The sequence below is a fragment of the Streptomyces smyrnaeus genome (genome assembly GCF_017676345.1).
In the GTDB taxonomy this organism is placed as follows: domain Bacteria; phylum Actinomycetota; class Actinomycetes; order Streptomycetales; family Streptomycetaceae; genus Streptomyces; species Streptomyces smyrnaeus.
In genome coordinates, this window is sequence record NZ_JAFFZM010000002.1 from 572,950 (window position 1) to 597,163 (window position 24,214).

Consider the following 24,214-nt stretch of genomic DNA (forward strand, 5'->3'; position numbering starts at 1 on the left):
GATGTCCGGCTGGGTACGCTCCCAGCACGTGCAGGACGGCGGAGGGATGCCCCATGAGTCAGTCACACGCCTCCCGTATCCGCTACGGGGGCGCGTCCCGGGTCCGCCACGGGAGCGCGGCGGTGCTCATGGCCACGGCCCTGCTGCTCGCCGGCTGCTCGAACGGGGATTCGTCCGGGGAGCCGGACACCGACCCCTCCGCGAAGGGCACCCACGCGGGCGCCGACGCACCTCCGCTCAAGCCGCTGCCCGCGAAGATCCCCGACGACCTGCGCCCCTTCTACGAACAGAAGCTGTCGTGGCACAGTTGCGGCCCGGCCGAATTCGAGTGCGCGACGCTGCGGGTGCCGCTGGACTACGACAAGCCGGGCGACGACCTCAAGGACGCCGCCGAGACCGTGGGCCTGGCGGTGACCCGCACCAAACCGCAGAACGGAAAGGGCAAACCCGAGGGCGGTTCGCTGCACGTCAACCCGGGCGGTCCGGGCGGCTCGGCGATCGAGTACGTGCAGCAGTCGGCGGCCCTCGCGTATCCGCCGCAGGTGCGGGAGCACTACTCGCTGGTCGGCATGGACCCGCGCGGCGTCGGCCGCAGCGAGCCTGTCGCATGCCTGAGCGACAAGCAGATGGACGCGTACACACGGGTCGACCAGACACCGGACGACGCGAAGGAGACCGACGCGCTCACCGCCGCGTACGGACGCTTCGCCGAGGGCTGCGAGAAACGCACCGGCAAGCTCCTCGGCCATGTCTCGACGACCGAGGCGGCACGCGACATGGACGTACTCCGTGCGGCGCTCGGCGACAAGAAGCTCAACTACGTCGGCGCCTCCTACGGCACCTACCTGGGGGCCACCTACGCGGGCCTGTTCCCGCAGCGCTCCGGCCGGCTCGTCCTGGACGGCGCCATGGACCCCTCCCTCTCCGCGCGCCGGGTCAACCGGGAGCAGACGGCGGGCTTCGAGACGGCGTTCAAGGCGTTCGCGCGCGACTGCGTCGCCATGTCCGACTGCCCCCTGGGCACGGACGGCGTCAAGGAGGCGGGCAAGAACCTCAGCGCCCTCCTGGCGCGGGTGGACCGCAAGCCCCTCAAGACCGACGACCCCTCGCGCACCCTGACCGAGTCGCTGGCCACCACGGGCGTGATCCGCGCCATGTACGACGAGGGCTCCTGGCCCGGCCTGCGCGAGGCGCTGACGGCGGCCAAGAAGGGCGACGGGGCACCCCTGCTGGCGCTCTCCGACGACTACTACGAGCGCGGCCCGGACGGCTCGTACAGCAACATCATGTACGCCAACCCGGCCGTGAACTGCATCGATCTTCCCCCGGCCTTCTCCGGCGCCGCCGAGGCCCGCAAATCCGTGCCCTCCTTCGAGAAGGCCAGTCCCGTCTTCGGCCGCGGCTTCGCCTGGGCGGCACTGAACTGCGCCGAATGGCCGGTCGAGCCCACCGGGGAACCCCACCGCATCGCCGCCAAGGGTGCCGACCCGATCGTCGTCGTCGGCACCACCCGCGACCCGGCCACCCCCTACCGCTGGGCCCAGGGCCTGGCCGGCCAGCTGACCCCGGCCCGCCTCCTCACCTACAAGGGCGACGGCCACACTGCCTACCTGCGCGGCAGCGACTGCGTCGACAGCGCCGTCAACGCCTACCTCGTCCAGGGCAAGGCCCCCAAGGACGGCACCACCTGCGGCTGACCCCTCCCACCCCCGTCCCGACCACCCCCGCAAACCCTGTAGACTTATCGCCGCAGCGGCCCCCAAACTGGCCGCACGCACCATGCCGCCTTAGCTCAGTCGGCCAGAGCGACGCACTCGTAATGCGTAGGTCAAGGGTTCGATTCCCTTAGGCGGCTCTTCTGGAACCCCAGGTCAGATGGATTCTGGCCTGGGGTTTTGTGCGTTCTTGGTAGCGGTCTGCGAGGGCTGCCTCCCGCACCCGGCGCTTGGGCGGTCTTCGGGGTGTACGCACCGGAACCCCTGGTGCCGTTGGGCGCCGGGGGTCCGGGTTTCCGAGGGAGCGTCGCGCGTCAGAGCTTCGCGGTGTCCTGGGTGCGGCGGCCGGTGAGCAGGAGCAGGGTGATGAGGAGGATCTGGCAGCCCGTGATCAGGGCCTGGGTCGCGGGGGTGTGCACGTTCAGCAGGACCATCGTCGTGTTGACGGCGAAGTGCACGGCGATCGAGGCGAGGATGCCGGCTCGCTCGTAGGCGCAGGTGACCAGCATGGCCATGGGGATGTTGCCGACGGCGAAGAGCACACCGCTCGGGGTGGCGAGGCCGAGGTCGCTTTGGACGGTGCCGTCGATGAAGAACAGCGGCAGGTGCCATACGGCCCAGATGACACCGAGTATCAGGGCGATCTGGAAGCGGCCCATCGTGGCGCGCATCCGGGGGTAGGCGGTACCGCGCCAGCCGGGCTCCTCGGAGAGCGGCCCGGAGATGATCATGCTCACCAGGAACGCCGCTGGGCCGCCCATGTCCTTCATGACGTCTTGTGCGTCCGACCAGCTCAGCGTGGTGTCGCCGGCCGCGTGCCCGAGAGCCGCGGCGGCCAGTACGGCTCCGGAGGCAGCGAGCATCAGCAGCGGCGCCTGGAGCAGGGCGGCCGGGTGGAAGCGGACCGCGTGTGCCGGGACCGGCTCACCCCGCCGCTTGCGCCGGATGCGGATGACCAGGGCGCCTGCCAGCGGGCCGAAGGCGCCGAGCAGGAAGGGGGTGTAGGTGGGGGTGCCGGGCGTCGCCGGTCCGCCGAGGCCGATCGCCGTGCCCCAGCATGCCCAGCTGACGCCGAAGGCGATGACCATGAAGAGTGTCAGGTCGATGCGGCGGCGAACGGGATGCGCGGGGATCGGGGGAGTCACGGGGCTCGCGGGGGTTGTGGGGTTCGCGGGGTTTGCGGGCACGGGCGTGTGTGTTGTGGGCATGCCAAGCTGACCTTTGTGTGAGCGTCGTGCGGTGAGAGAGATGAGGGCGGAGCCGTCCGGGAGAGCTGAAGGTCAGGACGAGGTGAGCCGTCCTCCGGTGGACGTCTCACAAGCGGCGCCGACCAACTGGCGGGTGAGCCACTCGGTGACGAGGTCGAGCAGTTCGGGGTCGACCGGATCGCGCAGCAGGCGGCGGTAGTTGTTCAGGGTGGGACGTCCGGGGTCGCGTCGCAGGACGTGGGTGAGTGCGTCGACGCGGTGGGTTTCCGCGCCGCCGGGGACCAGTCGGGCGATGTCCTTCAGGTCGTCCGGGTCGACCTGGAGGTCTTTGTCGCCGGTGATGGCGAGGACCGCGGCGTCGATGGCGGCGAGGTCGTGCCGGGTGTCGTGGGCGAGCATCTCCCGCAGCCAGCGGACGTTGACCTTGGCTCCCGCCACGCGCGCCACATCCGTACGGGTCTTCTTCACCCGTGCGAGTATCTGGCCGCCCAGTGCTCCCAACGGCCGGCGCAGCAGTCGGACGGGAGCCGGCATGCTCGACACGATCGAGCGGCCCTGCCAACGGAAGGCGTCCTCGCCCAGGTCGGCGAAGCCGGCCAGCAGCACCACTGCCCGAACGTCCGTCCCGGCCGTCCGTGCCGCCAGGGCCATGGCGTGCAGTGAGCCCTCGCTGTGGCCGACCACACCGATCGCGTCCGCGCGGATGTCGTCCCGGTCCGCCAGGGCGCGCACGGCTGCCGCGGCGTCCCGGCGGTTGTCGGTGAAACCGGCGGCCCGCCAGTCGCCGGGGGTGGCGCCGGTCCCGCGCCGGTCGTGGCGCAAGGTGGCGATCCCCCGCGCCGCGAGGGTGTCGGCCACCGGACGCGCCAGGTTCATGCGGAGCTTGGGGGTGTTGCCGTCGCGGTCGAGCGGGCCGGAACCGTGCAGCAGCAGGACGGCCGGGTGCGGGCCGGGGTCGGCGGGCAGCGTCAGGGTGCCGGCCAGTGGGGTCCCGTCGTCCGCGGTGACCGTCATGTCGATGTCGGGCAAGGCTCCGCCTCTTTCGTTGCACGCTCGGGCGTTCGTTCTCAACTTCGAGAACGTTATCAGATGTGAGATCATGGCGGCATGGCAACCGCGAATCTCCTCCTCCACCCGGTCCGGATGCGCATCCTCCAGACCCTGGTCGGCGCCGGTGAACTGACCACGGCTCAGCTCCGGGAACGCCTTCCGGACGTCGCAGCGGCGACCATGTACCGGCACGTCGCGACGCTCACCAAGGCAGGCATCCTGGAAGTGGTCCAGGAAAGGCCCGTACGCGGGACGGTCGAACGCAGCTACCGGGTCCGGCAGGACGAGGCCCTCGTCGACGAGGAAGCCCGCGCCGAGATGACCAAGGACGACCACCGGCAGGCCTTCACCGTCTTCACCGGGGCGATGATGGCCGACCTCGACCGCTACCTCTCCCGCGACGACGCCGACCCCCCGCGCGAAGGCGTCCTCTACCGGCAGGGGGCGGTGTGGGCGACCCCCGAAGAGTTCGCCGAACTGGTGGAGGAACTGGAGGCACTGGTCGCCCGCCGTACGGGACACACCCCCGGCGACGGCCGCGTCCGGCACATCATCAGCCTCGCCCTGGTACCCGACAAGGCGAGCGGGGAGGAGGGTCAGGTCCCCTGAGTCCGCTGCGGCCACTGCGGCCGGTGGGGCCACTGCGGCCGGGTGCGGCCGGGCCGGGTGGCTTCGGGTAGCAGGGACCGGGGGGTGGGGGAAGGGGGGCGCCGGCTGTCGATCTTGCAGATGGTTTGCGCGGTTCCCTGCGACTTCGCTTGATTGTGCGCGCCGTACGGGGGCTCCACGCTTGTGGTGTACCGCACGAGGGCTTCCGACTCCCGTGTCGGTGCTGTCGATCGCGGCCTGCACGCACCCGGACGGATTCCGGGTGCGGGGGCCGGACAAAAGACCGGTTCCTGTCTTTCGGGTTTCGAGCAACTGCTGCGGCGCAGCACCGTGCTGCCGTGACGGCGCCGTAGGCGAGGACCCCATTCCCCAGGCCGCCTGGTCGGTTCAGGAGGAGCGCCATGCGTACGTCAGTGACGGATCCTTTGCTCCAGCCTTTCACGCTGAAGAGCCTCACCTTGCGCAACAGGGTGGTCAGTACGTCGCACGAACCGGCGTTCGGCGAAGGCGGGCTGCCCCGGGACCGGTACCGGAGGTACCACCTGGAGAAGGCCCGGGGCGGGGTGGGGCTGACGATGATCGGGGGCTCGGCGGTCGTGTCGCCGGACAGCCCGCCGTCGTTCGGCAATCTGCTGCTCTACCGCGACGATGTGGTGCCCTGGCTCCGGCGGTTGGCCGACGACGTGCACGCAGCCGGGGCCGCGGTCATGTGCCAGGTCACTCATCTGGGACGGCGCACCAGCAACTACGCGGGCGACTGGCTGCCCGTCCTCTCGGCGTCGCCGTTGCGGGAGCCCGCCCATCGGGCCTTTCCGAAGGAGGCCGAGCCGTGGGACCTGGACCGTGTTGTGCGGGATTACGCCGACGCGGCCGCGCGCTGCGCGGAAGGCGGGCTGGACGGGATAGAGATCCAGTCGTACGGGCATTTCCTGGACAGCTTCCTCTCCCCGGCGACCAACGAACGCAGCGACGCATTCGGTGGGAGCCTGGCGAACCGACTGGCTTTTCCGCGGCGGGTGATCCGGGCGATCCGCTCCGCGGTCGGCGACGCATTCATCGTCGGTATCCGGATGTCGATGGACGAGGACCGGCCGGGCGGGTTGGCTCTCGACGAGGCGCTGGTCGCGGTCCGGAGGTATATCGAGGACGGCATCGACTTCGTCAGCACCGTCCGGGGCTCGATCGAGAGTGACGCGTCCCTGGCGAGGGCGATTCCGTCCATGGGGACGCCCTCGGCGCCCTTCCTGGAATTCACCGCCGGGATCAAGCGCGCACTCGACGTCCCGGTGATGCACGCGGGCCGTATCGCGGACGTCGCCACCGCGCGGCATGCCGTGCGGGAAGGCCTGCTGGATCTGGTCGGTATGACGCGGGCCCAGATCGCAGACCCTCATCTGGTGGCCAAGGTGGCGGCCGGCGCCGAGGACCGTGTCCGGCCCTGCGTCGGCGCGAGTTACTGCCTCGATGCGATCTACGACTCCGGTGACACCAAATGTGTGCACAATCCGGCCACGGGGCGGGAGCTCCAGCTGCCGCACACGGTGGCGCGCGCTCCCGAGCGGAAGAAGGCGGTGGTCGTCGGCGCCGGGCCCGCCGGGCTGGAAGCGGCTCGGGTGCTGGGCGAACGCGGGCACGAGGTGGTCGTCTTCGAGGCGGGCGAGTCGCCCGGTGGCCAGATCCGCATCGCCGCCGCGAACAGCCGGCGACGGGACCTCCTCGGCATCGTCGACTGGCGCGTCGACGAGTGCAAGGTGCTCGGCGTCGAGCTGCGGCTCGGGGTGCTGGCCGAGGCGGCGGACGTGCTCGCGGAGGACCCCGACATCGTGCTGATCGCCACGGGCGGACTGCCCAATGTCTCCGTCCTCGCGGAGGGCGCCGGGATGGTGGCCGACACCTGGGACGTTCTGGGCGGAGCCCTGCGCCCCCGGGGACGGGTGCTGGTCTACGACGACAACGGCGCCTATCCGGGCCTGGACGCGGTGGAGGTGCTGGCGCGACAGGGCGTCCCGACCGAGTACGTGACGCCGGAGCGCACGCTGGCCCCCGATGTGGGCAGCATGAATTCCCCGGCCTATCTGCGGGTCTTCGCCGAGTACGACGTGAGCACCACCCTGGCGCACCGGCTGCGGTCCGTGCGCCGCACGGAGGACGGGCGCCTGGTCGCGACGCTGCGCAGCGAGTACGCGGATACCGAGGCGGAGCGCGTCGTGGACCACGTGGTGGTCGAGCACGGGACGTTGCCCAACGCGGATCTGTACCGGGACCTGCTTGCCGGCTCGACCAACCACGGCCGACTGGACCACCGCGCACTGCTGGCCGGCGCACCGCAGCGGGAGGTCGCCGATCCGGCGGGCCGCTACCAGTTGTTCCGGATCGGGGACGCCGTCACCAGCCGCAACATCCACGCCGCGGTGCTCGACGCACTGCGGCTGTGCCTGCCGATGTGACCCGGAACCGCGGACCGCACCATCGAGAGGGGAAGAGCGTGACAGCACTGGCACCGGTGAACACCGAGTCGGCCGAGAAGGCACGGATATGGAGCGCGGTGGCGCGGCGGGTCGCCGGCCGCAGCCTGGAGGGGCCGTTCTACACCGACCGGGACTTCTTCGACCTCGACATCGCGGCGGTCTTCGCCCGACAGTGGATCTTCGTGGCCGTGGAGGCCGAGCTGCCGGAGCCGGGCGATTACGCCACGGTGGAGGTGGGACCGTACTCGGTGATCGTCCTGCGGGACGACGAGGAGGAGCTGCGGGCGTTCCACAACGTCTGCCGGCACCGCGGCGCCCGCATTCTGGAGGCGGGGAACGGTTCGGTCGGAAACCTGGTCTGCGGTTACCACAAGTGGACGTACGGAACCGACGGCGCGCTGCGGCACGCCCCGTCGCAGCCGCCGGGGTTCGACCGCGGCTGCTTCGGCCTCAAGGCGGTGCATGTGCGCAGCGTCGGCGGGCTGGTGTTCGTCTGTCTCGCCGAGGAGCCGCCCGCCGACTTCGCCGAGGTCGCCGCCCGCGTCGAGCCGTACCTTCTCCCGCACCAGTTGCGCCGGGCCAAGGTGGCGGCCCGCACCGACCTCGTCGAGGACGGCAACTGGAAACTGGTGATGGAGAACAACCGGGAGTGCTACCACTGCGACGGCCACCCCGAGCTGCTGCGCTCCTTCTTCCCCACGTACGGCTACACCGAGGAGAACCTGCCCGCGCGGCTGCGTCCGGCGCACGAACGCTATCTGCGGGCCGACGCCGAGCTGCGGGAGACGTACGAGAGGCTCGGTCTGCCGTACGCGCTCATCGAGGAACTGGACGGTCGCACCACCGGTTTCCGCATCCAGCGGGACGCGCTCGATCTGGCCGGTGAGTCCTTCACCCCGGACAGCACAGCCGCATGCCGGCGACTGCTGGGTGATCTGCCCACACCACGGCTCGGGCATCTGGCCCTGCATCTGCAGCCCAACTCGTGGTTCCACGTACTCGGTGATCACGCGATCACCTTCAGCGTCCTGCCTCTCGCCCCGGACAGGACGCTGCTGCGCACCACCTGGCTCGTCCATCCGGAGGCCGAGGAGGGCGTGGACTACGACCTGGACACGCTGCTCAAGGTCTGGACGGCGACGAACGAGCAGGACGCGCGCCTTGTCGCCCGTGCTCAGCAGGGTGTCTGCAGCCCGGCGTACGAGCCGGGCCCGTACGCCGAGACGGAGTACCAGGTCGAGGCGTTCTGCGCCTGGTACATCGACCGCCTCCGTGAGGAGTTGCAGCGATGAACGACGTACTCACCCTCCCCGGCCCCGACCTCTCGCGGTCGGCCACGGCGCCCGGTGAGGAGGACGGCGCCGTGGACCATGTGCTGGTCTGCAAACGCATCCACCAAGTCACCCGCGACATGAAGACGTTCGTCTTCGAGCCGACCGGGACAGGTCTGTTCCGGCACGACCCGGGCCAGTACCTCGCGTTCACCTTCGACATCGACGGCAGGGAGAGCAACCGCTGCTACACGCTCTCCTCCCCGCCGTCCCGTCCCGACCTCGCCGCGATCACCGTGAAACGGGTGCCGGGGGGACGGGTCTCGAACTGGCTGCACGACCAGCTGGCTGTGGGCGACGTGGTCCGCGCCCGGGGGCCGCTGGGCCGGTTCTCGACGTTCCGGCACCCGGCGTCCGCGTATCTGTTCCTCTCCGGCGGAAGCGGAGTGACGCCCCTGATCTCCATGACCAGGACGCTGTACGACCTCGCCGCACCGGTGGACGTGGTCTTCGTGCACAGCGCCCGCGCCCCCGAGGACATCCCCTTCCGGCACGAGCTGGAGATGTTCGCTGCGACCTCGCCGAACATCCGGGTCACCCACGTCTGCGAGGACGACGGGGCGCAGGAACGGTGGAACGGCCACCGGGGCCGCCTCACCCTGGGCATGCTGCGGGAGATCGCCCCGGACTTCCGTACGCGCGAAGTGTTCACCTGCGGCCCACCGGGCTATATGCGGGCGGTGCGCACGCTGCTCCTCGGGGCGGGTCTCCCGGAGGGCCGCTACCACCAGGAGAGCTTCGAGGCCCCTGGCCCGGGCCCTGCCCCTGCCCCTGGCCCTGGCCCGGGCCCGGGTTCGGGCGCGGGTCGGGGTACCGGGTTCGCGGTGGAGCTGACCCGCAGCGGGACGACCATCGAATGCGACGCCGGCACCCCGGTGCTGGAGGCCGCGGCCCGAGCCGGCCTCACCCTGCCCTCCTCCTGCGGGCAGGGCATGTGCGGCACGTGCCTGACAACCCTTGAAAAGGGATCGGTCGACATGCGGGACAACGGCGGCATCCGCCCCCGGGACAGGGCACGGAACAAGATCCTGCTGTGCTGCTCAACACCGTTGGAGGACCTGGTGATCGACGCCTGAACGCCGCCCCGACCCCGGCGCGCTGCGGGCTCGCGGTGAGCGCGGCGACACCGAACTGTCCGTACCGCCTCGTGGACGACGAGAGAAGAAGAAGATCAAACGGTCTTCGGGCCAACCGTGCAAACTGCTCGCATGATTGATTCCCGGCTCCGCATCCTGCAGATGGTCGCCGAGCACGGCACGGTGACCGCTGCGGCCCGGGTGCTGCACTACACGCCCTCGGCCGTCTCCTACCAGCTGCGCCAGCTCGCCGCCGAGGTCGGCGCGGAGCTGGTGGTGCAGCAGGGCCGGGGCATCCGGCTGACGAACGCGGCCCGCGTACTGCTGCGCCACGCGGAACGCCTCCACGAGCAGTGGGAACTCGCCCGCGCCGAGCTGGCCGCCGTGGGGACCGAGCCCACGGGTCAGATCACGCTCTGCGGCTTCTCCACCGCCGCCAGCCGTCTGCTGCCGCCCGCCGCGGCCGGACTCCGCGACACCCATCCCCACCTGGCGGTCCGGATCATCGAGGCCGAGCCGGACCGCTGCTTCGACCTGCTGCTCTCGGAGGAGGCCGACCTGGCGCTGCTGGTGGTCACCGCGGACTCGCCGCCGATGACCGACCACCGCTTCGACCAGCAGCCCCTGCTGGACGACCCGCTGGACCTGGTGGTGCCACGGGACCACCCGCTCGCCGGGCAGCAGCGGGTGACCCTGGCCGACGCCGCGCGGGAACCGTGGATCCTGGGCAATCCGGGCACCACCTACCACCAGTTGGTGCTCGCCGCCTGTATGAGCGCGGGCTTCACCCCGCACATCGCCCACTACGCGGACGAGTGGGACACCGGCACCGCGCTGGTCGCCCACGGCTTCGGAGTGATCCTCGTACCTCGTCTGGCGCGGTTGCGCGAGGACTCACCGGTGGCGCGCCTTCCGCTCCACGGGGAGCCGGCTCCGGCCCGCCGCATCATGTCCGTCACCCGGCTCGGCGCCCGGCAGATCCCCACTCTGACCCGCGCGCTGGAGACCATCACCGCGACCGCCACCCAGCTGCTGCCGCGACAGTGACCGGGGCCGCCCGACGGACGGAGCGGCCCCGCGCCACCGACGTGGCGCCGCGCTGTCGACACGGCCCGGCGCTGTCGGCACGACTCCGCGCTAGCGGCGCGGCCACACCCCCTCGACGGCTCCCTCCACCGCGGAGTTCAGTACGTCACCGGAGTGGTCGGCGTCGGTGCCGGCCTGGGAACGGGGCGAGGTGCCCTGGCCGTTGCGCGCGGACGGCACCGCCGCGGCGCCCGGCAGCAGCTGGGCGGCCAGCAGGGTGGAGAGGGCGGAGGTGTCGCTGCCGGCGTTGCTGTCGGTCCGCAGGACGACGGGCCGTGGAGCACGGCCGGCGAGCGCGGCTCCCACCTCCAGCCGCCGCCGTGCCAGTTCGTACTGCAGCACGGCCCGGTTGTCCCGGTACGCCTGGGCCAGCCGACGCTGCGCCCGCGCCTCGTTCTCGGCGGCGATCAGTCCGCTGCGTCCCCGCGTCTCGATCTCGAACCGCACCTTCTGCGCCTGCGTCTCCTGTTCCTCCAGCAGCTGGGCGACCTGCTCGCGTGCCTTGTTGAGCGCGGCCTTGACCTCGACGAGCCGTGCGTCCCGCACCTTCTTCGCCCGTTCGATGTCCATCTGGAGGCTGTCGATGCGGCGCTTGCGGGTGAGGCCCCAGTCCTGCTCGTAGGCCGTGTACTCCTTGGCGACCCGTTCGCGGGTGGCCAGGTGCTGCTGGTACTGCGTGGGCAGCTGGACGTCCGGGATGTTGGCGCCGGTGATGCGTACGCCGTAGCGGGAAAGCTGGCGGTTCAGCAGGTCCTGCATGTCGGCGACGTCCGAGCCGCGCAGGTCGTAGGCGCGCTCGGTCCGCACCCGGCGGCCGCGCTGCCGGATGGCGTCCTGGACGGCGCTGGAGAGGACGAGGTCGAAGTTGCCCGCGCCGATGGTGCGTACGAACAGTACGGCGTCGGTGATGCGGAACTTCAGGAAGAAGTCGATGGCGCGCAGCGGCACGTTCTCCTGCGTCGGGCAGGCGACGACCGGCGCCGAGTACGGAATCTCGGTGGCGGTGTCCACCACGAAGTCGACGCGCGACCAGGGGTGCCACAGATAGTGCCGGCCCGGGTCCAGGGTGCGGACGATGGCGCCGTAGCGGGTGAGGATGCCGGTGGTGCCCTGCTCGATCTCGACGATCGAGGAGCGCCACCACCACAGCGCCCCTGCCACCAGGAAGACCAGGCCGAGGATGTAGTCGGTGACGGCGAAGGCCTCCCAGGCCGCGCCGCTCGCCCCGCCGTCGCCGCGGGCCGTGGCCATGAGGGCGCTGGTCACCGCGAGCAGCCCCAGCCAGAACGGGACCATCCACCAGACGCGGCGGCGGTGCCGCGGGATGATGACCGGCACGAGGGTGCCGGCCTCACCGCCGCGCAGCAGGTGCGGGATGTCGCTCCAGGGCGCCACCTCCTCCGTGATGACGGACCTGTGGTTCGCGCGTGCGCTGCTCACTGACCGGCCTCCCCGTCCTGGTTGTTCTCCTCGTGCTGGTGCGCCTGCGCCTGCGCGTGCCCCGCGCCCGGGGCGGGGGTGCCACCCGGGGTGGTCGTGTCGGTCGTGTCACCTGGGGCGGTGGGTGCGCCTGCCGGGACCGTCGGTTGCTCGGCCTCCCGCAGCGCGCTGATCTCCGCCTCCCGCTCCTCGATCCGCGCGGCGACCTCGGCGAGCCGCTCCCGTACGGCCGCCACGTCCTGCGCGGAGAACAGCTCGGTGTCCCGTTCGCCCACCAGTTCGCGGGCCAGCGCCAGGAAGTCGACACCGGCTGCGGCGCCGTTCCCTGCGCCGTCCCCGCCGCCGACCCGGATCAGCCGCGGCAGGTGGTCGGCGACCTGCTCCAGGGTGTCGAGCACCTGCTGTTCGTAGCGGTACTCCAGGATCTCGGGGGCCTCCGCCGCCGTCACCGCGCGGATGTCCAGGGCCTGCGCCTCCAGCAGCGCCGCGTTGGCCTTCGCCTCCGACTCGGCCTGGACGTAGCGCTGGCGGGCCAGTGCCTCGGCACGGTTGGTCTCACGTTCCACGGCGGTGTCCATCTGCGCCTGGTACTGGGCGATGTCGGCCTGGATGGCGGACAGCTCCTCCTGCCGGGTCGCCAACTCCTTGCTCAGATCGCCCTCGTCCTGCTCCTTGCGCAGCTGGAGCGCGTACTCGTGGGTGTACGCCTCCTTGGCGACACGCACCATCTCGGGTGCGGCCAGGTCCATCCGGTAGCCCCGGTCGGAGGGCTCGGCATGGGTGATGTTGGCGTTCGTGAGTTCGACGGCGGGGCGGAACTGCTGGTTGAGCTGCTCCAGCAGCCGCCCGGTGTCCTCGCCCACCATGTCGTAGATCCCGGCGGCCTCCTGCTCGTAGATGAGGCTGCGGATCGTCTCGCTGACCGCGTTGCCCAGCTTCTCCTCGAAGCCGCGCACCGCGCCGAGCGTGTAGACGAACTCCACCGGGTCGCTGATCCGGAACTGGATGAACAGGTCGATGGACGCCTTCACCCCGCCCCGGGTCGGCGCCTCGCGCACGGGCGCGTTGAACGGGTACTCACGGGTGGTGTTGAGGATGTACGAGACGCGCTTCCACGGGTTGAGCAGGATCACCCTTCCCGGGCCCACCACCTGTTCGAGCTTGCCGAACCGGGTGATCAGCGCCTGGCAGCCGTCGGGGACCATCACCATCCCCTGCCGCCACCACACGAACGCCACCGCGCCGATCGCCAGCACCCAATAGTGCACGCCGAACAGCGGGTTGGTCAGCGCACTGCTGTCGGTGAAGGACGAGAGCGCGGAGGTGACCCCCAGCCCGATCGCCCCGACGACCAGCAGCATCGACACCGGCAGCATGCTCAGGAACGATCGGCCGCGCGGCAGCACCATCGGGCAGATGGTGTGCACCTTCTGCAGCCCCTCGCGGCTTTGACCGCTGTGGTTGAGCTCCTCGCCCGCCTCGTCCAGCGGAACGGAAGTCTGCTCCATCACCGTCTCGATGGAGCCGCCCTGTTCCCGTGCGGCGGGGAAGTCGGACGGGTCCATGCCGTCCTCGCGCAACTGGTCACCGGCGTCTTCGGCGCCTCCTTGGGAGCGCCGTCGCACCTCTTCCTCCACCGCTTCACGTGCGTCGCTGCCGGAAGCGACAGCACGGGCAGCTCTGCGCACGCTCTCACGAGCACTTCCCGCGCGCCGCGGACCCTGTGCCATGGGTTCCCCCCTTCGTGTGCCGGACGACGGCGCACCGTGCCCGGGTCCTGCTGTGCTGCGGACAATCCCTGCCCGCGGACGTCAAGACCGTATACGTGGGGGACTCGGCAGCAACCGTCCCGGTTCCCTGCCGGACCCCGGCAAGGAACCGCGCGGCGGATCGCCGCCTTCGGCCGGTGGCACCGGCACGGCACCGGCCCCGGCCCCGGCCCCGGCCCCGGGGCCAGGAGTCAGGAGGTCACCTTGGTGAGGAAGGCGGCGAGGTTGTCCTTGGTGCGCCGGATCTTCTCCTCGACGGTGAGGGACTCGCGGAACCGTACGGCGAGGCCGGTGTCCTTCTTTCCGCGTACGTAGAGCGAGCAGGAGAGGTCACCGCATATGTAGGTGCCCACCGAGTTGCCCTGCTGCCCGGCCTTGCCGGCTTTCGGCGCGACCATCAGAACGACGCCGCCGGTGTGGTCGGTCAGGCACATCGAGCACATGCTGCGCCGGGTCTGCCAGGAGGCGGGGGCGGGGCAGCGCAGCGCGAGGGCGCGGGGGCGGTCGGCGAGTTCGGTGACGAGGTAGGCGCGGTCGGGAGCCTGGGGGTCGCGCCAGCCGAGGTAGTCCAGGTCGTCCCAGGGGCGGTCGGCCAGGTCACGGGGTACCGAGAGGCGCTTGGCCTCGCCTTTTGTGCAGTTCACGAAGGCGGCGCGGATCTCTCGCTCAGTCAGCGGCTTCATAATAGCGAGGCTAATTTGCCTAAAGGCTTTAGGCAAATGCGTAATCGATTCGGCGGAAGAGAGGATGACTATGGTGCGTGCCGGAGTGACCACGGAACGGCTGACCCGGGCCGGAGCCGAACTGGCCGACGAGGTCGGCTTCGAGCAGGTGACCGTCTCGGAGCTCGCCAGACGGTTCGAGGTGAAGGTCGCGAGCCTGTACTCGCACGTCAAGAACTCGCAGGACCTCAAGACCAAGATCTCCCTGCTCGCCCTGGAGGAGCTCGCCGACCGGGCCGCCGAAGCCCTGGCCGGGCGGTCGGGCAAGGAGGCGCTGACCGCGTTCGCGAACGTCTACCGGGACTACGCCCGGGAGCACCCCGGCCGCTACGCCGCCGCCCAGGCCAGGCTCGATCCCGAGACCGCCGCGGCAAGCGCCGGCGTCCGGCACGCCCGGATGACCAGGGCGCTGCTGCGCGGCTACGAGCTGAGCGAGCCGGACCAGACGCACGCGGTCCGGATGCTGGGCAGTGTCTTCCACGGCTACGTCAGCCTGGAGATGGGCGGCGGGTTCAGCCACAGCGCCCCCGACACGCAGCAGACCTGGGACCGGGTGCTGGACGCCCTCGACGCCCTGCTGCGGAACTGGCCCGCACCCCCGGAGCCGCCCCCCGCCCCCTGAGGGCTCTCCCGCTGACGCCGTGCCGCCGACCTGCGCCGCCGAATGCCGAGTGCCGAGCGCGGACACGTGCCGGCCGACACGCGATGCCGACATCTTCCGAGACGACAGGTTGAGGCCAATGAACGCCGAGAACGACATGCTCACCACCCCTCTCACAGCCGACCTGCTGCGCGGTGCCCTCGATCTGGAGCGCACCGAACGCGGTCTGCTGCCGCACCGGCTGCCCGCCCGGGCCCGTGCGCAGTGCGACGACGGGCAGCTGGCCATGGCCGAGTCGCAGCCCTCCGGCGTACGGCTGGTCTTCCGTACCCGGGCCACCGTCGTCGAACTGGACACGCTGCCCACCAAGCGGGTCTACGTGGGCGTGCCGCCCCGGCCGGACGGCGTGTACGACCTGCTCGTGGACGGCCGCCTGGTCGACCAGGGCGGGGTGCGAGGCGGCGACACCCTGACCCTCGACATGGCCACCGGGAACGCCCGGACCGAGTCCGGCCCGGTCGGCACCCTCCGCTTCGACGGGCTGCCCGGCAGGGAGAAGGACGTCGAGATCTGGCTGCCGCACAACGAGACCACCCAACTGGTCGCCCTGCGTACCGACGCCCCCGTCGAGCCGGTCGTGGACCAGGGGCGCAAGGTGTGGCTGCACCACGGCAGTTCGATCAGCCAGGGCTCCGACGCCGCGAGCCCCAGCACCACCTGGCCCGCGCTCGCCGCCTCGCTCGGTGGCGTGGAGCTGATCAACCTGGGGCTGGGTGGCAGTGCCCTGCTCGATCCGTTCACCGCCCGGGCGATGCGGGACACCCCGGCGGACCTGATCAGCGTCAAGATCGGCATCAACCTGGTCAACGCCGATCTGATGCGGCTGCGTGCCTTCGCCCCGGCCGTCCACGGCTTCCTGGACACCGTTCGGGAAGGCCACCCGACCACGCCGCTGCTGGTCGTCTCGCCCGTGCTGTGCCCGATCCACGAGGACACACCCGGGCCGAGCGCACCGGACCTCGAGGAACTGGCCGCCGGGCGACTGCGGTTCCGGGCCGCGGGCGATCCGGCGGAGCGTGCGAGCGGGAAGCTGACGCTGGGGGACGTCCGCCGGGAGCTGTCCCGCCTGGTGCGACAGCGGGCGGTCGACGACCCGCACCTGTACCACCTCGACGGCCGGGACCTCTACGGCGAGGCCGACGCCGCCGAGCTCCCGCTCCCCGACCAGCTGCACCCGGACGCCGCCACCCACCGCCGCATCGGCACCCGCTTCGCCGAACTGGTCTTCGGCGGCGGCGGGCCCTTCGCGGCCGAGGGCGCGTGACGGCTCCCGTGCCGCTGCCGCTGCCGCTGCCTGTGGTGACGAGAAGGGGGCATAGGTAGCAGAATTGTAGTATCTGGACATCCTCCATGAGGAGTGGGGAGTGGTCGTCATGACGACCAGCACCACGCAGAAGTGGCACCTCAAAGGCGCATGGTTCGATGCCTGCAAGTGCGCGGTGCCCTGCCCCTGCTCGTTCGCCCAACCACCGACGTACGGCGACTGCGACGGCATCCTGCTGTGGCAGATCCGCGAGGGCAACTACGGGGACACCCGGCTGGACGGCCTGAACGTGGCGATGCTCGGCTCGTTCACCGGCAACCCCTGGGCAGGCGAGCACAAGGACGCCTACGCGGCTTTCTTCATCGACGACCGTGCGGACGACACGCAGCGCACCGCACTTCAGGCGATCTTCGCCGGCGAGGCGGGCGGCTGGCCCGCCCAGTTCGGGGCGATGCTCTCCCCCGAGATGCGGGGGCTGGAGACCGCGTCGATCGAGGCGTCCGTCGACGACGACCTCGGAACCTGGCGGATGCGCATCCCCGGCAAGGCCGAAGCCGTCGTCGAAGCGCTGACCGGGCCCACGACCCAGGAGGGGGAGCGGGTGCAGGTGCACCATCTGCCCGGTTCCGAGACCGGACCCGGTCAGGGGCCCGCGACCTGGGGCAAGGCCTCCACCGACCGGGCCGACGCCTACGGCTTCCAGTGGGACCGCTCCGGGCGTTCGAGCAAGCTCATCCCCTTCGACTGGTACGGCCCTGACGCCGCATGACCACCGCAGGCGCGCACCCCCGAGCGGGCCCCCGGCAGCAGGAGCGGGGCATCCCCTCGCCCCGCACCTGGACGCGGCTGGAGTTCCTGCTCGCGGGGCTGCTGCTGGCGCTCGCGGCGGCGGCCTGGCTGCTGACCGGCGCGCTGGCCATGCCGGAGATGAGCTCCGGCATCCTCACCGGCATGCAGCCGATGGGGGACGGAGCCGGGGCCGTCGTGCCCCCGGCGGCGTTCGGATTCTTCCTGCTCACCTGGGTGGTGATGATGGCGGCGATGATGCTGCCCGCCATCACCCCCTTCATGGTCGGTATGCGAGGGCTGCTCGGCGCCCGCGCCACGACCGGCACCCTTGCCGCGCTGACCGCCGGCTATCTGGCCGTATGGGGCGGCGCGGGGCTTCTCGGCTACGCCGTCGTCCGCGCCTTCGAGACCACCGCCATGGGCGGGGGCCCGGTGGCCGCACGGGTGGGCGCGGTGGTCCTTCTCGTCGCGGGCGGCTATCAGTTCACGCCCCTCAAACGCTGGTGCCTGGTGCGCTGCCGGTCCCCGCTGGCCCTGGTGATGCGGTACGCCGAACCGACGGCCGACAGCCGCTTCGGCGCCTTCACGGTGGGCGTACGGCACGGCGGTTACTGCCTCGGCTGCTGCTGGGCGCTGATGGCGGTGCTGCTGGCCGCGGGCGTGATGAGCCTGCTGTGGATGGCGGCCGTCGCCGCGGTGATCACCGTGGAGAAGACCGTGCCCCGCCCCGAACTCACCGGCCGTGTGCTGGGCGCTCTTCTCGTCGGGCTCGGCGTGACCCTCCTGGTGTCCCCCGGGCTGGTCCCGACGATGGCATGACCGCGCGCGAAGCGGCCGGGCAGAGCGCGTGCGGCGGGTATCCGCCCACACAGGCGGACCCGTCGGCTGTGTGGGGGCTGCACATGGCCGGGCCCCGAAGCGAGCCCTAGCGTGCGGACGTGCTGTGTCGGCATCGAGGGCGGGAGGGCCCGGCGTGGCGGGGAGACGGACGGTGACGGTCGGGCTGGTGGCGGCCGGTGTGGTGGCGGCCACCCTGGCTCCCGCCCCACACGGTTCGGCGGCTGCCGACGGCGGGAGGGCGTGTGCACGGTTGCGGGGGCTGGAGATCCCCCGGGAGGTGATCGGCCTGCCGACCCGCGGCGGCGCGGTCACCTCGGCGCAGCAGGTGGCCCCCGCCGCGTCCGGGTCGACCGGCGGGTACTGCGGGGTGGAAGCGAGGCTGCGCCCGATGGACGCCGCCGCCCCGTCCATCCGGCTGCGCGTCGCGCTGCCCGACCGCTGGAACCGTAAGGCGATGATGTTCGGCGGGGGCGGCTACGACGGCACGATCCCGGACGTCACCGGGCAGGTGCCGTTCGCGCTCGCGGACATGCCGACCCCGCTGGAGCGCGGCTACGCCGTCTTCGCGAGCGACTCCGGGCACCAGGCGCCGCCCGACCACCGGCCCACCCCCTCGCTGGACGGCTCGTTCGGCACCAACGACGAGGCGCTGCGGAACTTCGCCGGTGACGCCCTGAAGAAGACCCGGGACGCGGCGCTGTTCGTACTGGGCGAGCACTACCCCGGGCAGCGGCCGCGGCACAGCTTCTTCGCGGGCGGGTCGAGCGGCGGGCGGGAGGCGCTGGCCGTCGCGCAGCGCTGGCCCCGCGATTTCGACGGGGTGCTCGCCGCCTACCCGGCGTGGAACGCGGCGAGTTTGAATCTGTTCTTCGGCCACGCGGCCCGGGTGCTCTCGCGTCCGGGCGCGTTCCCGGGCCCGGCGAAGCAGCGGCTGCTGCACCGCGCGGTGCTGGAGGCCTGCGACGGGGACGACGGACTGCGGGACGGGGTGGTCTCCCACGAGGCGGGCTGCCGCTTCGATCCCCGTACCCTGCGCTGCCCCGGCGGCGCCGACCGCGGCGACCACTGCCTGTCCGACCGGCAGTCGAGTGCCGTACGAGCGCTGTCCTCACCGCTGCGTTGGAAGTACCGGCCGGCGAGCGGGGAGCGCGGATATCCAGGATTCCCGTTCCTCTCCGGCGCCGATATGACCACCCTGCTGCTGGGCATGGGCACCGAGGCGCCCGCCCATCCCATGTCCCTGGACAGCGGCTACGGCGCCCAGTTCTGGGAGCAGTGGGTGCGGTATTTCGTCACCCGGGACGCCGGCTACGACTCTTTGGCCCTCGACCCGCTGCGTCCGGGCCGCTGGCAGCGGCGGGTGAGCCGGCTGTCGGCCCTGCAGGACGTCAACGATCCGGACCTGCGGCCGTTCGCGCGGGCGGGAGGCAAGCTGCTGCTGCTCCATGGGACGGCGGACGAGTTGGTCAGCCACCGTTCGACCGTCCAGTACTTCCAGCGGGTGCGGAAGGTGGTGGGGGAGCGGGCCATGGACCGGTTCGCCCGGTTCTATCTCGTGCCAGGGGCCAACCACGCCAACGTCGAGACGGCGTTCGCGGCCGGCTGGGACGCGGTGGCCGCGCTGGAGGAGTGGACCGAGCGCGGGAGGGCGCCGCGCCGGCCGGTCGTCACCGACACCAATCCGGGCGCCGGGGGCAGGACCCGACCGCTGTGCCCCTATCCGGGATGGCCCCGGTACGACGGCTCCGGGAACCCGGACGACGCGGACGCTTTCAGCTGCCGCTCCGGATCCTCCGGCTGACCGTTGCCTCCGGCTGAGCCGCGCGGCTGGTCGGACGGACGGAGCCCCCACTCGGCCCTAAATGTCTGTTTTGCGCTACTGTGATCGTATGAAGACCATACGACGGGTCTTTCGTCTCGCCTCGGTACTCGCGACGGTGGTGGCGGCGCTGCTGCTGGTGGTCGCGACTGCCTCCGGGCCGCGCGCGGCGGTCGGCGGCATCGACGACGCCGCCGACGCGCTGCGGGACGGCCCCGTCTATGTCGACCCCCGGGCCCGCGACGTACTGCCGCCCTCCGCGGCCGAGTCGCTGGAGAACAGGATCGAACGGGCCGACAAACCGGTCCTGGTCGCCGTCCTGCCCGCCGACGGCGACTTCGACCGGCAGACGCTGCTGCGCGATCTGCGGACCGAGACCGGCATCACCGGTGTCTACGCGGTCGCGCTCGGGGACCGCTTCGACGCGGGCGCCGACCGCCAGGTCATGCCGCGCAACGCCGTGCAGAACGTGGTCGGCGCGGTGGAACGCGCCCACCCGGGCGATCCGCGCGCGATGGTCACCGACTTCGCCGACCAGGCGATCGAGCAGGCGAACGGCGTGGCTCCGGCGGCCTGGGACGGAGGCGGCGCGGGCGAGGACGGCGGCCGTACCGGCGGCGGCACCGGCGCGATCCTCACCCTGGGCATTCTCGTCCTGCTCGCCGCGGGCAGCGCCTTCCTGGTCAGCAGGGGCGGGCGCAGACGCCGGGAGCGGCAGGACCGGGCCGGACTGGAGAGGCTGCGTCCGGTGGTGGACGAGGACATCACCGCGTTCGGTGAGGAGCTGGGACGGATCGGCTTCGACCCCGTCGCGGCCCGCGCCACCGGTGTCGGCCCGGGTGACACGGCACCGGCCGGTTCTGCGGCTGACGCCTCGGCCGGTGAGGCGGCCGGACAGAACGCCGATGCGGCGCGCGAGGACTACGCGCGCGCCCTCGACGCGTACGAGAACGCCAAGTCGACCATGGCGTCCGCCCGCCGCCCGCAGGACGTGCAGCGGGTGAGCGAGGCGCTGGCGGACGGCCGCTTCGCCCTCGCCACCCTGGAGGCGCGGCTGCGGGGTGAGCCGCTGCCCGAGCGCCGTCCGCCCTGCTTCTTCGACCCCCGGCACGGGCCCTCGGTCGAGGACGTGGAGTGGGCACCGCCGGGCGGCACACGGCGGACGGTGCCGGTGTGCGCCGCGGACGCGACCCGGCTGGCCGACGGCGAGGATCCGTCGGTCCGCGAGGTCGGCACCCCGCAGGGCCCGCGGCCGTATTGGGAGGCCGGTCCGGTGTACGCCCCATGGGCCGCCGGGTATTTCGGCGGGGCCCTGCTGCCCGGCCTGCTGATGGGCACCATGCTGGGCAGCGCGCTCGGCGGCCCGAACGCGTGGGGCGCGGACGGCGGTGACTTCTCCGGCGGCGACTTCTCCGGAGGCGACTTCGACGGGCGCGACTTCGGCGGCGGCTTCGGGGACGGCGGCGGCGGCTTCGGTGGCGGTGACTTCGGCGGCGGCGGCTTCTGACCGCAGCGGGCCCGGTGGCGTGGCGGGCCCGAACCGGCCGGTTCCCGGTCCGTCGGCGGCCGACCTTCACCGAGTGTTCACCCCGACGGATCACCAAGGCGTCCGAGCGGAAAGAAAGGGGTTTCACCTGCCACGTCTCCGGATACGAGCATCAGTGCGCGGGTACGAGCTCGCCCTGCGTAGGCGCCGGTGGGTTGGGGAAACAGCCCCCGGTGCCGTTTTTGTTCGGAAACGCGGGAATGGGGCGGGGTTGCTGGCGCAGGGGCAGTGGGTTCAGTCTCGGAAGTGTCCGGAGAGCGAGAGCTTCTCGAGGCAGAGACTTCTCGCGATGAAGGACCGTCCGAGCGCTGGGAGACGAGGATGAGTGCCGCAACCGGCTTTGTGCGTACCTCTGTTGCCACGGAGTGTCCGCGGCGCAGAGCTGTGCCGCCGGACGAGGCGGCGGCTTCGCTCACGGAGGCGGAGGCGGGGACCCGGGCCACGGAGCACGCGCGCGCCGACGCGGTGGGAACCGAGGGCCCGGCGGAGTCCGAGGACCCGGAGGAATCCGCGGAGTCGGCCGACGCCGAACGGGAGCGGCTGGCCGCGCGGGTCGAGGAGTTGAGCGAGGAGGTCGGGCAGCTGCGGCAGGCCCTGGAGACCCGCCCGGTCATCGACCAGGCCCGGGGCATGGTGATGGCCCTGGCGCCGTGCGACGCGGACACCGCCTGGCAGGTTCTGGTGCGGGTCTCCCAGCACTCCAACGTCAAGCTGCGGAGCGTGGCCGCCGCGCTGGTGGCCGGCGCCGAGGGGACCCCGGTCCCCAAACCGGTGCGCAAGAACTTGGCCGCTGCCCTGCACGGAGTGCGGACCACGCGCGGCTGACGCGGCGCGGCTGCCCGGTTATTCGGCCGCGTCCGCGTAGTCGTGCGGCCGCTCCGATGCCTGCGCCCCGCCCTGCTGCGGGGGCTGTGGAGCTGGCTGTCCGGTCTGCTGCGGGGGCTGTTGGGAAGGCTGCTGCCCCGTCTGCTGCAGGGGCTGCGGCCTGCCGTGCTGCTGCTGGGGAGCCTGCGGCCTGCCCTGCTGGGGACCGGGCTGTGCGGGACGGGGCCCGGGCGCCTGCTGAGGCCGGGACTGCTCGGGGGACGGGCCGGGCGCCGGAGGCTCGGAGGACTCCGGTCTTCCGGTACTGGGGTGCCGGTGGTGCACGGGGGAGAAGTCCACCGCCTGCTCGGCCTCCTGCTGAAGCTCCTCGGCGGCCTGGCGTACATCGCCGGGCACGTCGCCGTGCTCCTCGATCAGGCTGTTGTAGATGGGCGGACCGGTGCCGTTGTCGATCGGCATGAGGCAGCTCTCCTGGTGAGGGTTCGGACATACAACCGGCCACCCGCGTGGTGCCTGCGGGCGGCCAGACGCCGACCTTACGCCCTCCGCACGCGGCACCCCCGGGTGGGTCTGCCGCCCCCCGGTACCCCGATCCGAAGAAGCGCAACCCAACGATTGCAAGATGAGCTGTTTGCCGTGGCGCTGAGCGGTTACGCACATCGGTACGTGTGGCGACGTCGCCGCGCGGAGGCACCGGCAGGTTGGAAGAACAGCCGCCGGTGCCGCCTATTTCATGGCCGGTTCTGATCGCTGGTTCGTGGCGCGGTCCCACCGCTCGGTTCGTTTCACGAGGCGCGGCGGTCCCACCCGATCGGGGGGTTTACCGACTCCCGGCTCGGTTACACAAGAGACCACGTGCTTGGGAGGACAGGCACATCCGCGGGAGGCGACCCGAGAAGGTCACCCCGGGTGTGTCACCCGATCCGCTCTCCCGCGGTTGTCCACGTGTCAGCGACACCGGGAGGAGCCAGATCCCATGTGCCCCGTACGGTACCGGCCCCAGCGAGCCCGCCACAGCCACGATGACGCTCCCGACACCGCGCAGGACTTCGCACGGCTGGCCACGCTGCCGGAGGGGCCCGAGCGCGAGGAGCTGAGCAGTCGCCTGGTCGAGGCGTGGCTGCCGATGGCTCACCGGCTGGCGGCCAAGTACCGCAACCGTGGCGAGTCCCTGGAGGACCTGGAGCAGGTCGCCGCACTCGGTCTGGTCAAGGCCGTCGACCGCTACGACCCCGCCCTGGGCACCCCGTTCGTGCCGTTCGCGGTACCGACGATCACCGGGGAGATCCGCCGCCACTTCCGCGACCACACCTGGGACGTGCACGTACCGCGCCGGGTGCAGGAGCTGCGCAACAAGGTGCGGGCGGCGGTGCGGGACCTGAGCACCACGGTCGAGGACCGCGGCCCCTCCGTGGAGCAGATCGCCGAACACACCGGTATGCCTCAGGAGGATGTGGCGGCCGGGCTGGAAGCCCTCGGCAGCTTCCGTTCGCTGTCGCTGGACGCCTCGTTGTCGGCCGGCTCCGACGACGGCTTCTCGCTGGCGGACACGTTCGGCGAGCCGGAGGCCGAGTACGACACCGTGGTGGCCCGCGAGGCGGTCAAGCCGTGCCTGCGCGAGCTGCCCGAGCGTCAGCGGCGTGTGCTGTATCTGCGGTTCTTCCGGGACATGTCGCAGTCGAGCATCGGCCAGGAGCTGGGCATCTCCCAGATGCATGTCTCCCGGCTGCTGTCCAAGAGCTTCGAGCGGGTCCGCCGTCAGGTCGAGCACGAGCGCCGGGGCGTACGCCGCTCCCCGAGCGAGCGCCCGGGGCACGCCCACGGCACCGGGCGCACCGCGCACCGGCACGCGGCCGTGCCCGGCGGAGCGGCAGCCGCCTGAACTCCTCGCCGCCCTCGCTCTGCCCGCCCCGGTCGGGCCGTCATGGCCGTACCGGGGCGGGGACGCGGGGAGGAGCCGCGGGCACGGAGGGGCGAGATCGCGGCACCGACGGCG

20 protein-coding genes and 1 tRNA gene are annotated in these 24,214 nt (G+C 71.7%); 15 read left to right on the forward strand and 6 right to left on the reverse strand.

Annotated features, from left to right (window positions below; all coding sequences use genetic code 11):
* Positions 1 to 53 precede the first annotated feature (53 nt).
* Positions 54 to 1,697, forward strand: coding sequence for an alpha/beta fold hydrolase (locus tag JW613_RS06015; protein WP_372447906.1), 1,644 nt, complete (start codon positions 54 to 56; stop codon positions 1,695 to 1,697).
* A gap of 84 nt (positions 1,698 to 1,781) precedes the next feature.
* Positions 1,782 to 1,855, forward strand: a tRNA-Thr gene (locus JW613_RS06020).
* 174 nt (positions 1,856 to 2,029) lie between these two features.
* Here JW613_RS06020 and JW613_RS06025 read toward each other — a convergent pair.
* Both JW613_RS06025 and JW613_RS06030 read right to left on the reverse strand, forming a co-directional pair.
* Positions 2,030 to 2,860: a CPBP family intramembrane glutamic endopeptidase gene (locus JW613_RS06025; RefSeq protein WP_307865801.1), complete on the reverse strand. Its 831-nt coding sequence runs from the start codon at positions 2,858 to 2,860 to the stop codon at positions 2,030 to 2,032.
* Positions 2,861 to 2,995: 135 nt separating this feature from the next.
* Positions 2,996 to 3,952 (reverse strand): alpha/beta hydrolase family protein, encoded by a 957-nt coding sequence (locus JW613_RS06030; protein WP_209209610.1) that lies wholly within the window; start codon positions 3,950 to 3,952, stop codon positions 2,996 to 2,998.
* A gap of 78 nt (positions 3,953 to 4,030) precedes the next feature.
* Here JW613_RS06030 and JW613_RS06035 point away from each other — a divergent pair, with 78 nt between their 5' ends.
* The 5 genes from JW613_RS06035 to JW613_RS06055 all read left to right on the forward strand — a co-directional run bounded on the left by JW613_RS06035 (position 4,031) and on the right by JW613_RS06055 (position 10,504).
* Positions 4,031 to 4,582: a helix-turn-helix domain-containing protein gene (locus JW613_RS06035; RefSeq protein WP_209209611.1), complete on the forward strand. Its 552-nt coding sequence runs from the start codon at positions 4,031 to 4,033 to the stop codon at positions 4,580 to 4,582.
* Positions 4,583 to 4,983: 401 nt separating this feature from the next.
* The gene (locus JW613_RS06040; RefSeq protein ID WP_209209612.1) at positions 4,984 to 7,029 is read left to right on the forward strand and encodes an NADH:flavin oxidoreductase; all 2,046 of its coding nucleotides are present in this window, start codon (positions 4,984 to 4,986) and stop codon (positions 7,027 to 7,029) included.
* A 38-nt stretch (positions 7,030 to 7,067) separates the two neighbouring features.
* Positions 7,068 to 8,342 carry an aromatic ring-hydroxylating oxygenase subunit alpha gene (locus JW613_RS06045; RefSeq protein ID WP_307865802.1) on the forward strand — a complete coding sequence of 425 codons (1,275 nt, stop codon included), beginning with the start codon at positions 7,068 to 7,070 and terminating at the stop codon, positions 8,340 to 8,342.
* On the forward strand, positions 8,339 to 9,457 hold the full coding sequence (locus tag JW613_RS06050; RefSeq protein ID WP_209209613.1) for an FAD-binding oxidoreductase: 1,119 nt from the start codon (positions 8,339 to 8,341) through the stop codon (positions 9,455 to 9,457). The genes JW613_RS06045 and JW613_RS06050 overlap by 4 nt, the downstream gene beginning before the upstream one ends.
* A gap of 132 nt (positions 9,458 to 9,589) precedes the next feature.
* Positions 9,590 to 10,504, forward strand: coding sequence for a LysR family transcriptional regulator (locus tag JW613_RS06055; RefSeq protein WP_209209614.1), 915 nt, complete (start codon positions 9,590 to 9,592; stop codon positions 10,502 to 10,504).
* Between the two features lie 90 nt (positions 10,505 to 10,594).
* Here the strand turns inward: JW613_RS06055 and JW613_RS06060 are convergent, their stop codons facing one another.
* From JW613_RS06060 to JW613_RS06070, 3 genes are all read right to left on the reverse strand, one after another.
* Positions 10,595 to 11,983 (reverse strand): SPFH domain-containing protein, encoded by a 1,389-nt coding sequence (locus tag JW613_RS06060; protein ID WP_209209615.1) that lies wholly within the window; start codon positions 11,981 to 11,983, stop codon positions 10,595 to 10,597.
* Positions 11,980 to 13,713, reverse strand: a complete 1,734-nt coding sequence (locus tag JW613_RS06065; protein WP_209209616.1) for an SPFH domain-containing protein — start codon at positions 13,711 to 13,713, stop codon at positions 11,980 to 11,982. The genes JW613_RS06060 and JW613_RS06065 overlap by 4 nt, the downstream gene beginning before the upstream one ends.
* A 230-nt stretch (positions 13,714 to 13,943) precedes the next feature.
* Entirely contained in the window at positions 13,944 to 14,435 is a 492-nt protein-coding gene (locus JW613_RS06070; protein ID WP_209209617.1) for an FBP domain-containing protein, read from the reverse strand.
* A gap of 70 nt (positions 14,436 to 14,505) precedes the next feature.
* On the opposite strand from JW613_RS06070, the gene JW613_RS06075 reads away from it, so the two are divergent.
* The 7 genes from JW613_RS06075 to JW613_RS36280 all read left to right on the forward strand — a co-directional run bounded on the left by JW613_RS06075 (position 14,506) and on the right by JW613_RS36280 (position 22,218).
* Positions 14,506 to 15,096 carry a TetR/AcrR family transcriptional regulator gene (locus JW613_RS06075; RefSeq protein WP_209209688.1) on the forward strand — a complete coding sequence of 197 codons (591 nt, stop codon included), beginning with the start codon at positions 14,506 to 14,508 and terminating at the stop codon, positions 15,094 to 15,096.
* Between the two features lie 118 nt (positions 15,097 to 15,214).
* Positions 15,215 to 16,399, forward strand: a complete 1,185-nt coding sequence (locus JW613_RS06080) for a GDSL-type esterase/lipase family protein (RefSeq protein WP_209209618.1) — start codon at positions 15,215 to 15,217, stop codon at positions 16,397 to 16,399.
* Between the two features lie 109 nt (positions 16,400 to 16,508).
* Complete coding sequence (locus JW613_RS06085) at positions 16,509 to 17,168, forward strand: DUF1326 domain-containing protein (RefSeq protein ID WP_099883270.1); 660 nt, start codon at positions 16,509 to 16,511, stop codon at positions 17,166 to 17,168.
* On the forward strand, positions 17,165 to 18,007 hold the full coding sequence (locus tag JW613_RS06090; protein ID WP_209209619.1) for a DUF2182 domain-containing protein: 843 nt from the start codon (positions 17,165 to 17,167) through the stop codon (positions 18,005 to 18,007). Before JW613_RS06085 ends, JW613_RS06090 begins: the two co-directional genes overlap by 4 nt.
* A gap of 172 nt (positions 18,008 to 18,179) precedes the next feature.
* Complete coding sequence (locus JW613_RS06095; RefSeq protein ID WP_209209620.1) at positions 18,180 to 19,829, forward strand: tannase/feruloyl esterase family alpha/beta hydrolase; 1,650 nt, start codon at positions 18,180 to 18,182, stop codon at positions 19,827 to 19,829.
* An 88-nt stretch (positions 19,830 to 19,917) separates the two neighbouring features.
* On the forward strand, positions 19,918 to 21,354 hold the full coding sequence (locus JW613_RS06100; RefSeq protein WP_209209621.1) for a hypothetical protein: 1,437 nt from the start codon (positions 19,918 to 19,920) through the stop codon (positions 21,352 to 21,354).
* A gap of 360 nt (positions 21,355 to 21,714) precedes the next feature.
* The gene (locus JW613_RS36280) at positions 21,715 to 22,218 is read left to right on the forward strand and encodes an ANTAR domain-containing protein (RefSeq protein WP_209209622.1); all 504 of its coding nucleotides are present in this window, start codon (positions 21,715 to 21,717) and stop codon (positions 22,216 to 22,218) included.
* An 18-nt stretch (positions 22,219 to 22,236) separates the two neighbouring features.
* Here JW613_RS36280 and JW613_RS06110 read toward each other — a convergent pair whose 3' ends face one another.
* Positions 22,237 to 22,677 carry a hypothetical protein gene (locus tag JW613_RS06110; RefSeq protein WP_209209623.1) on the reverse strand — a complete coding sequence of 147 codons (441 nt, stop codon included), beginning with the start codon at positions 22,675 to 22,677 and terminating at the stop codon, positions 22,237 to 22,239.
* Between the two features lie 517 nt (positions 22,678 to 23,194).
* Between JW613_RS06110 and JW613_RS06115 the strand changes: the two genes are divergently transcribed.
* Positions 23,195 to 24,100, forward strand: coding sequence for a SigB/SigF/SigG family RNA polymerase sigma factor (locus JW613_RS06115; protein WP_209209624.1), 906 nt, complete (start codon positions 23,195 to 23,197; stop codon positions 24,098 to 24,100).
* The last annotated feature ends 114 nt before the right edge of the window (positions 24,101 to 24,214 follow it).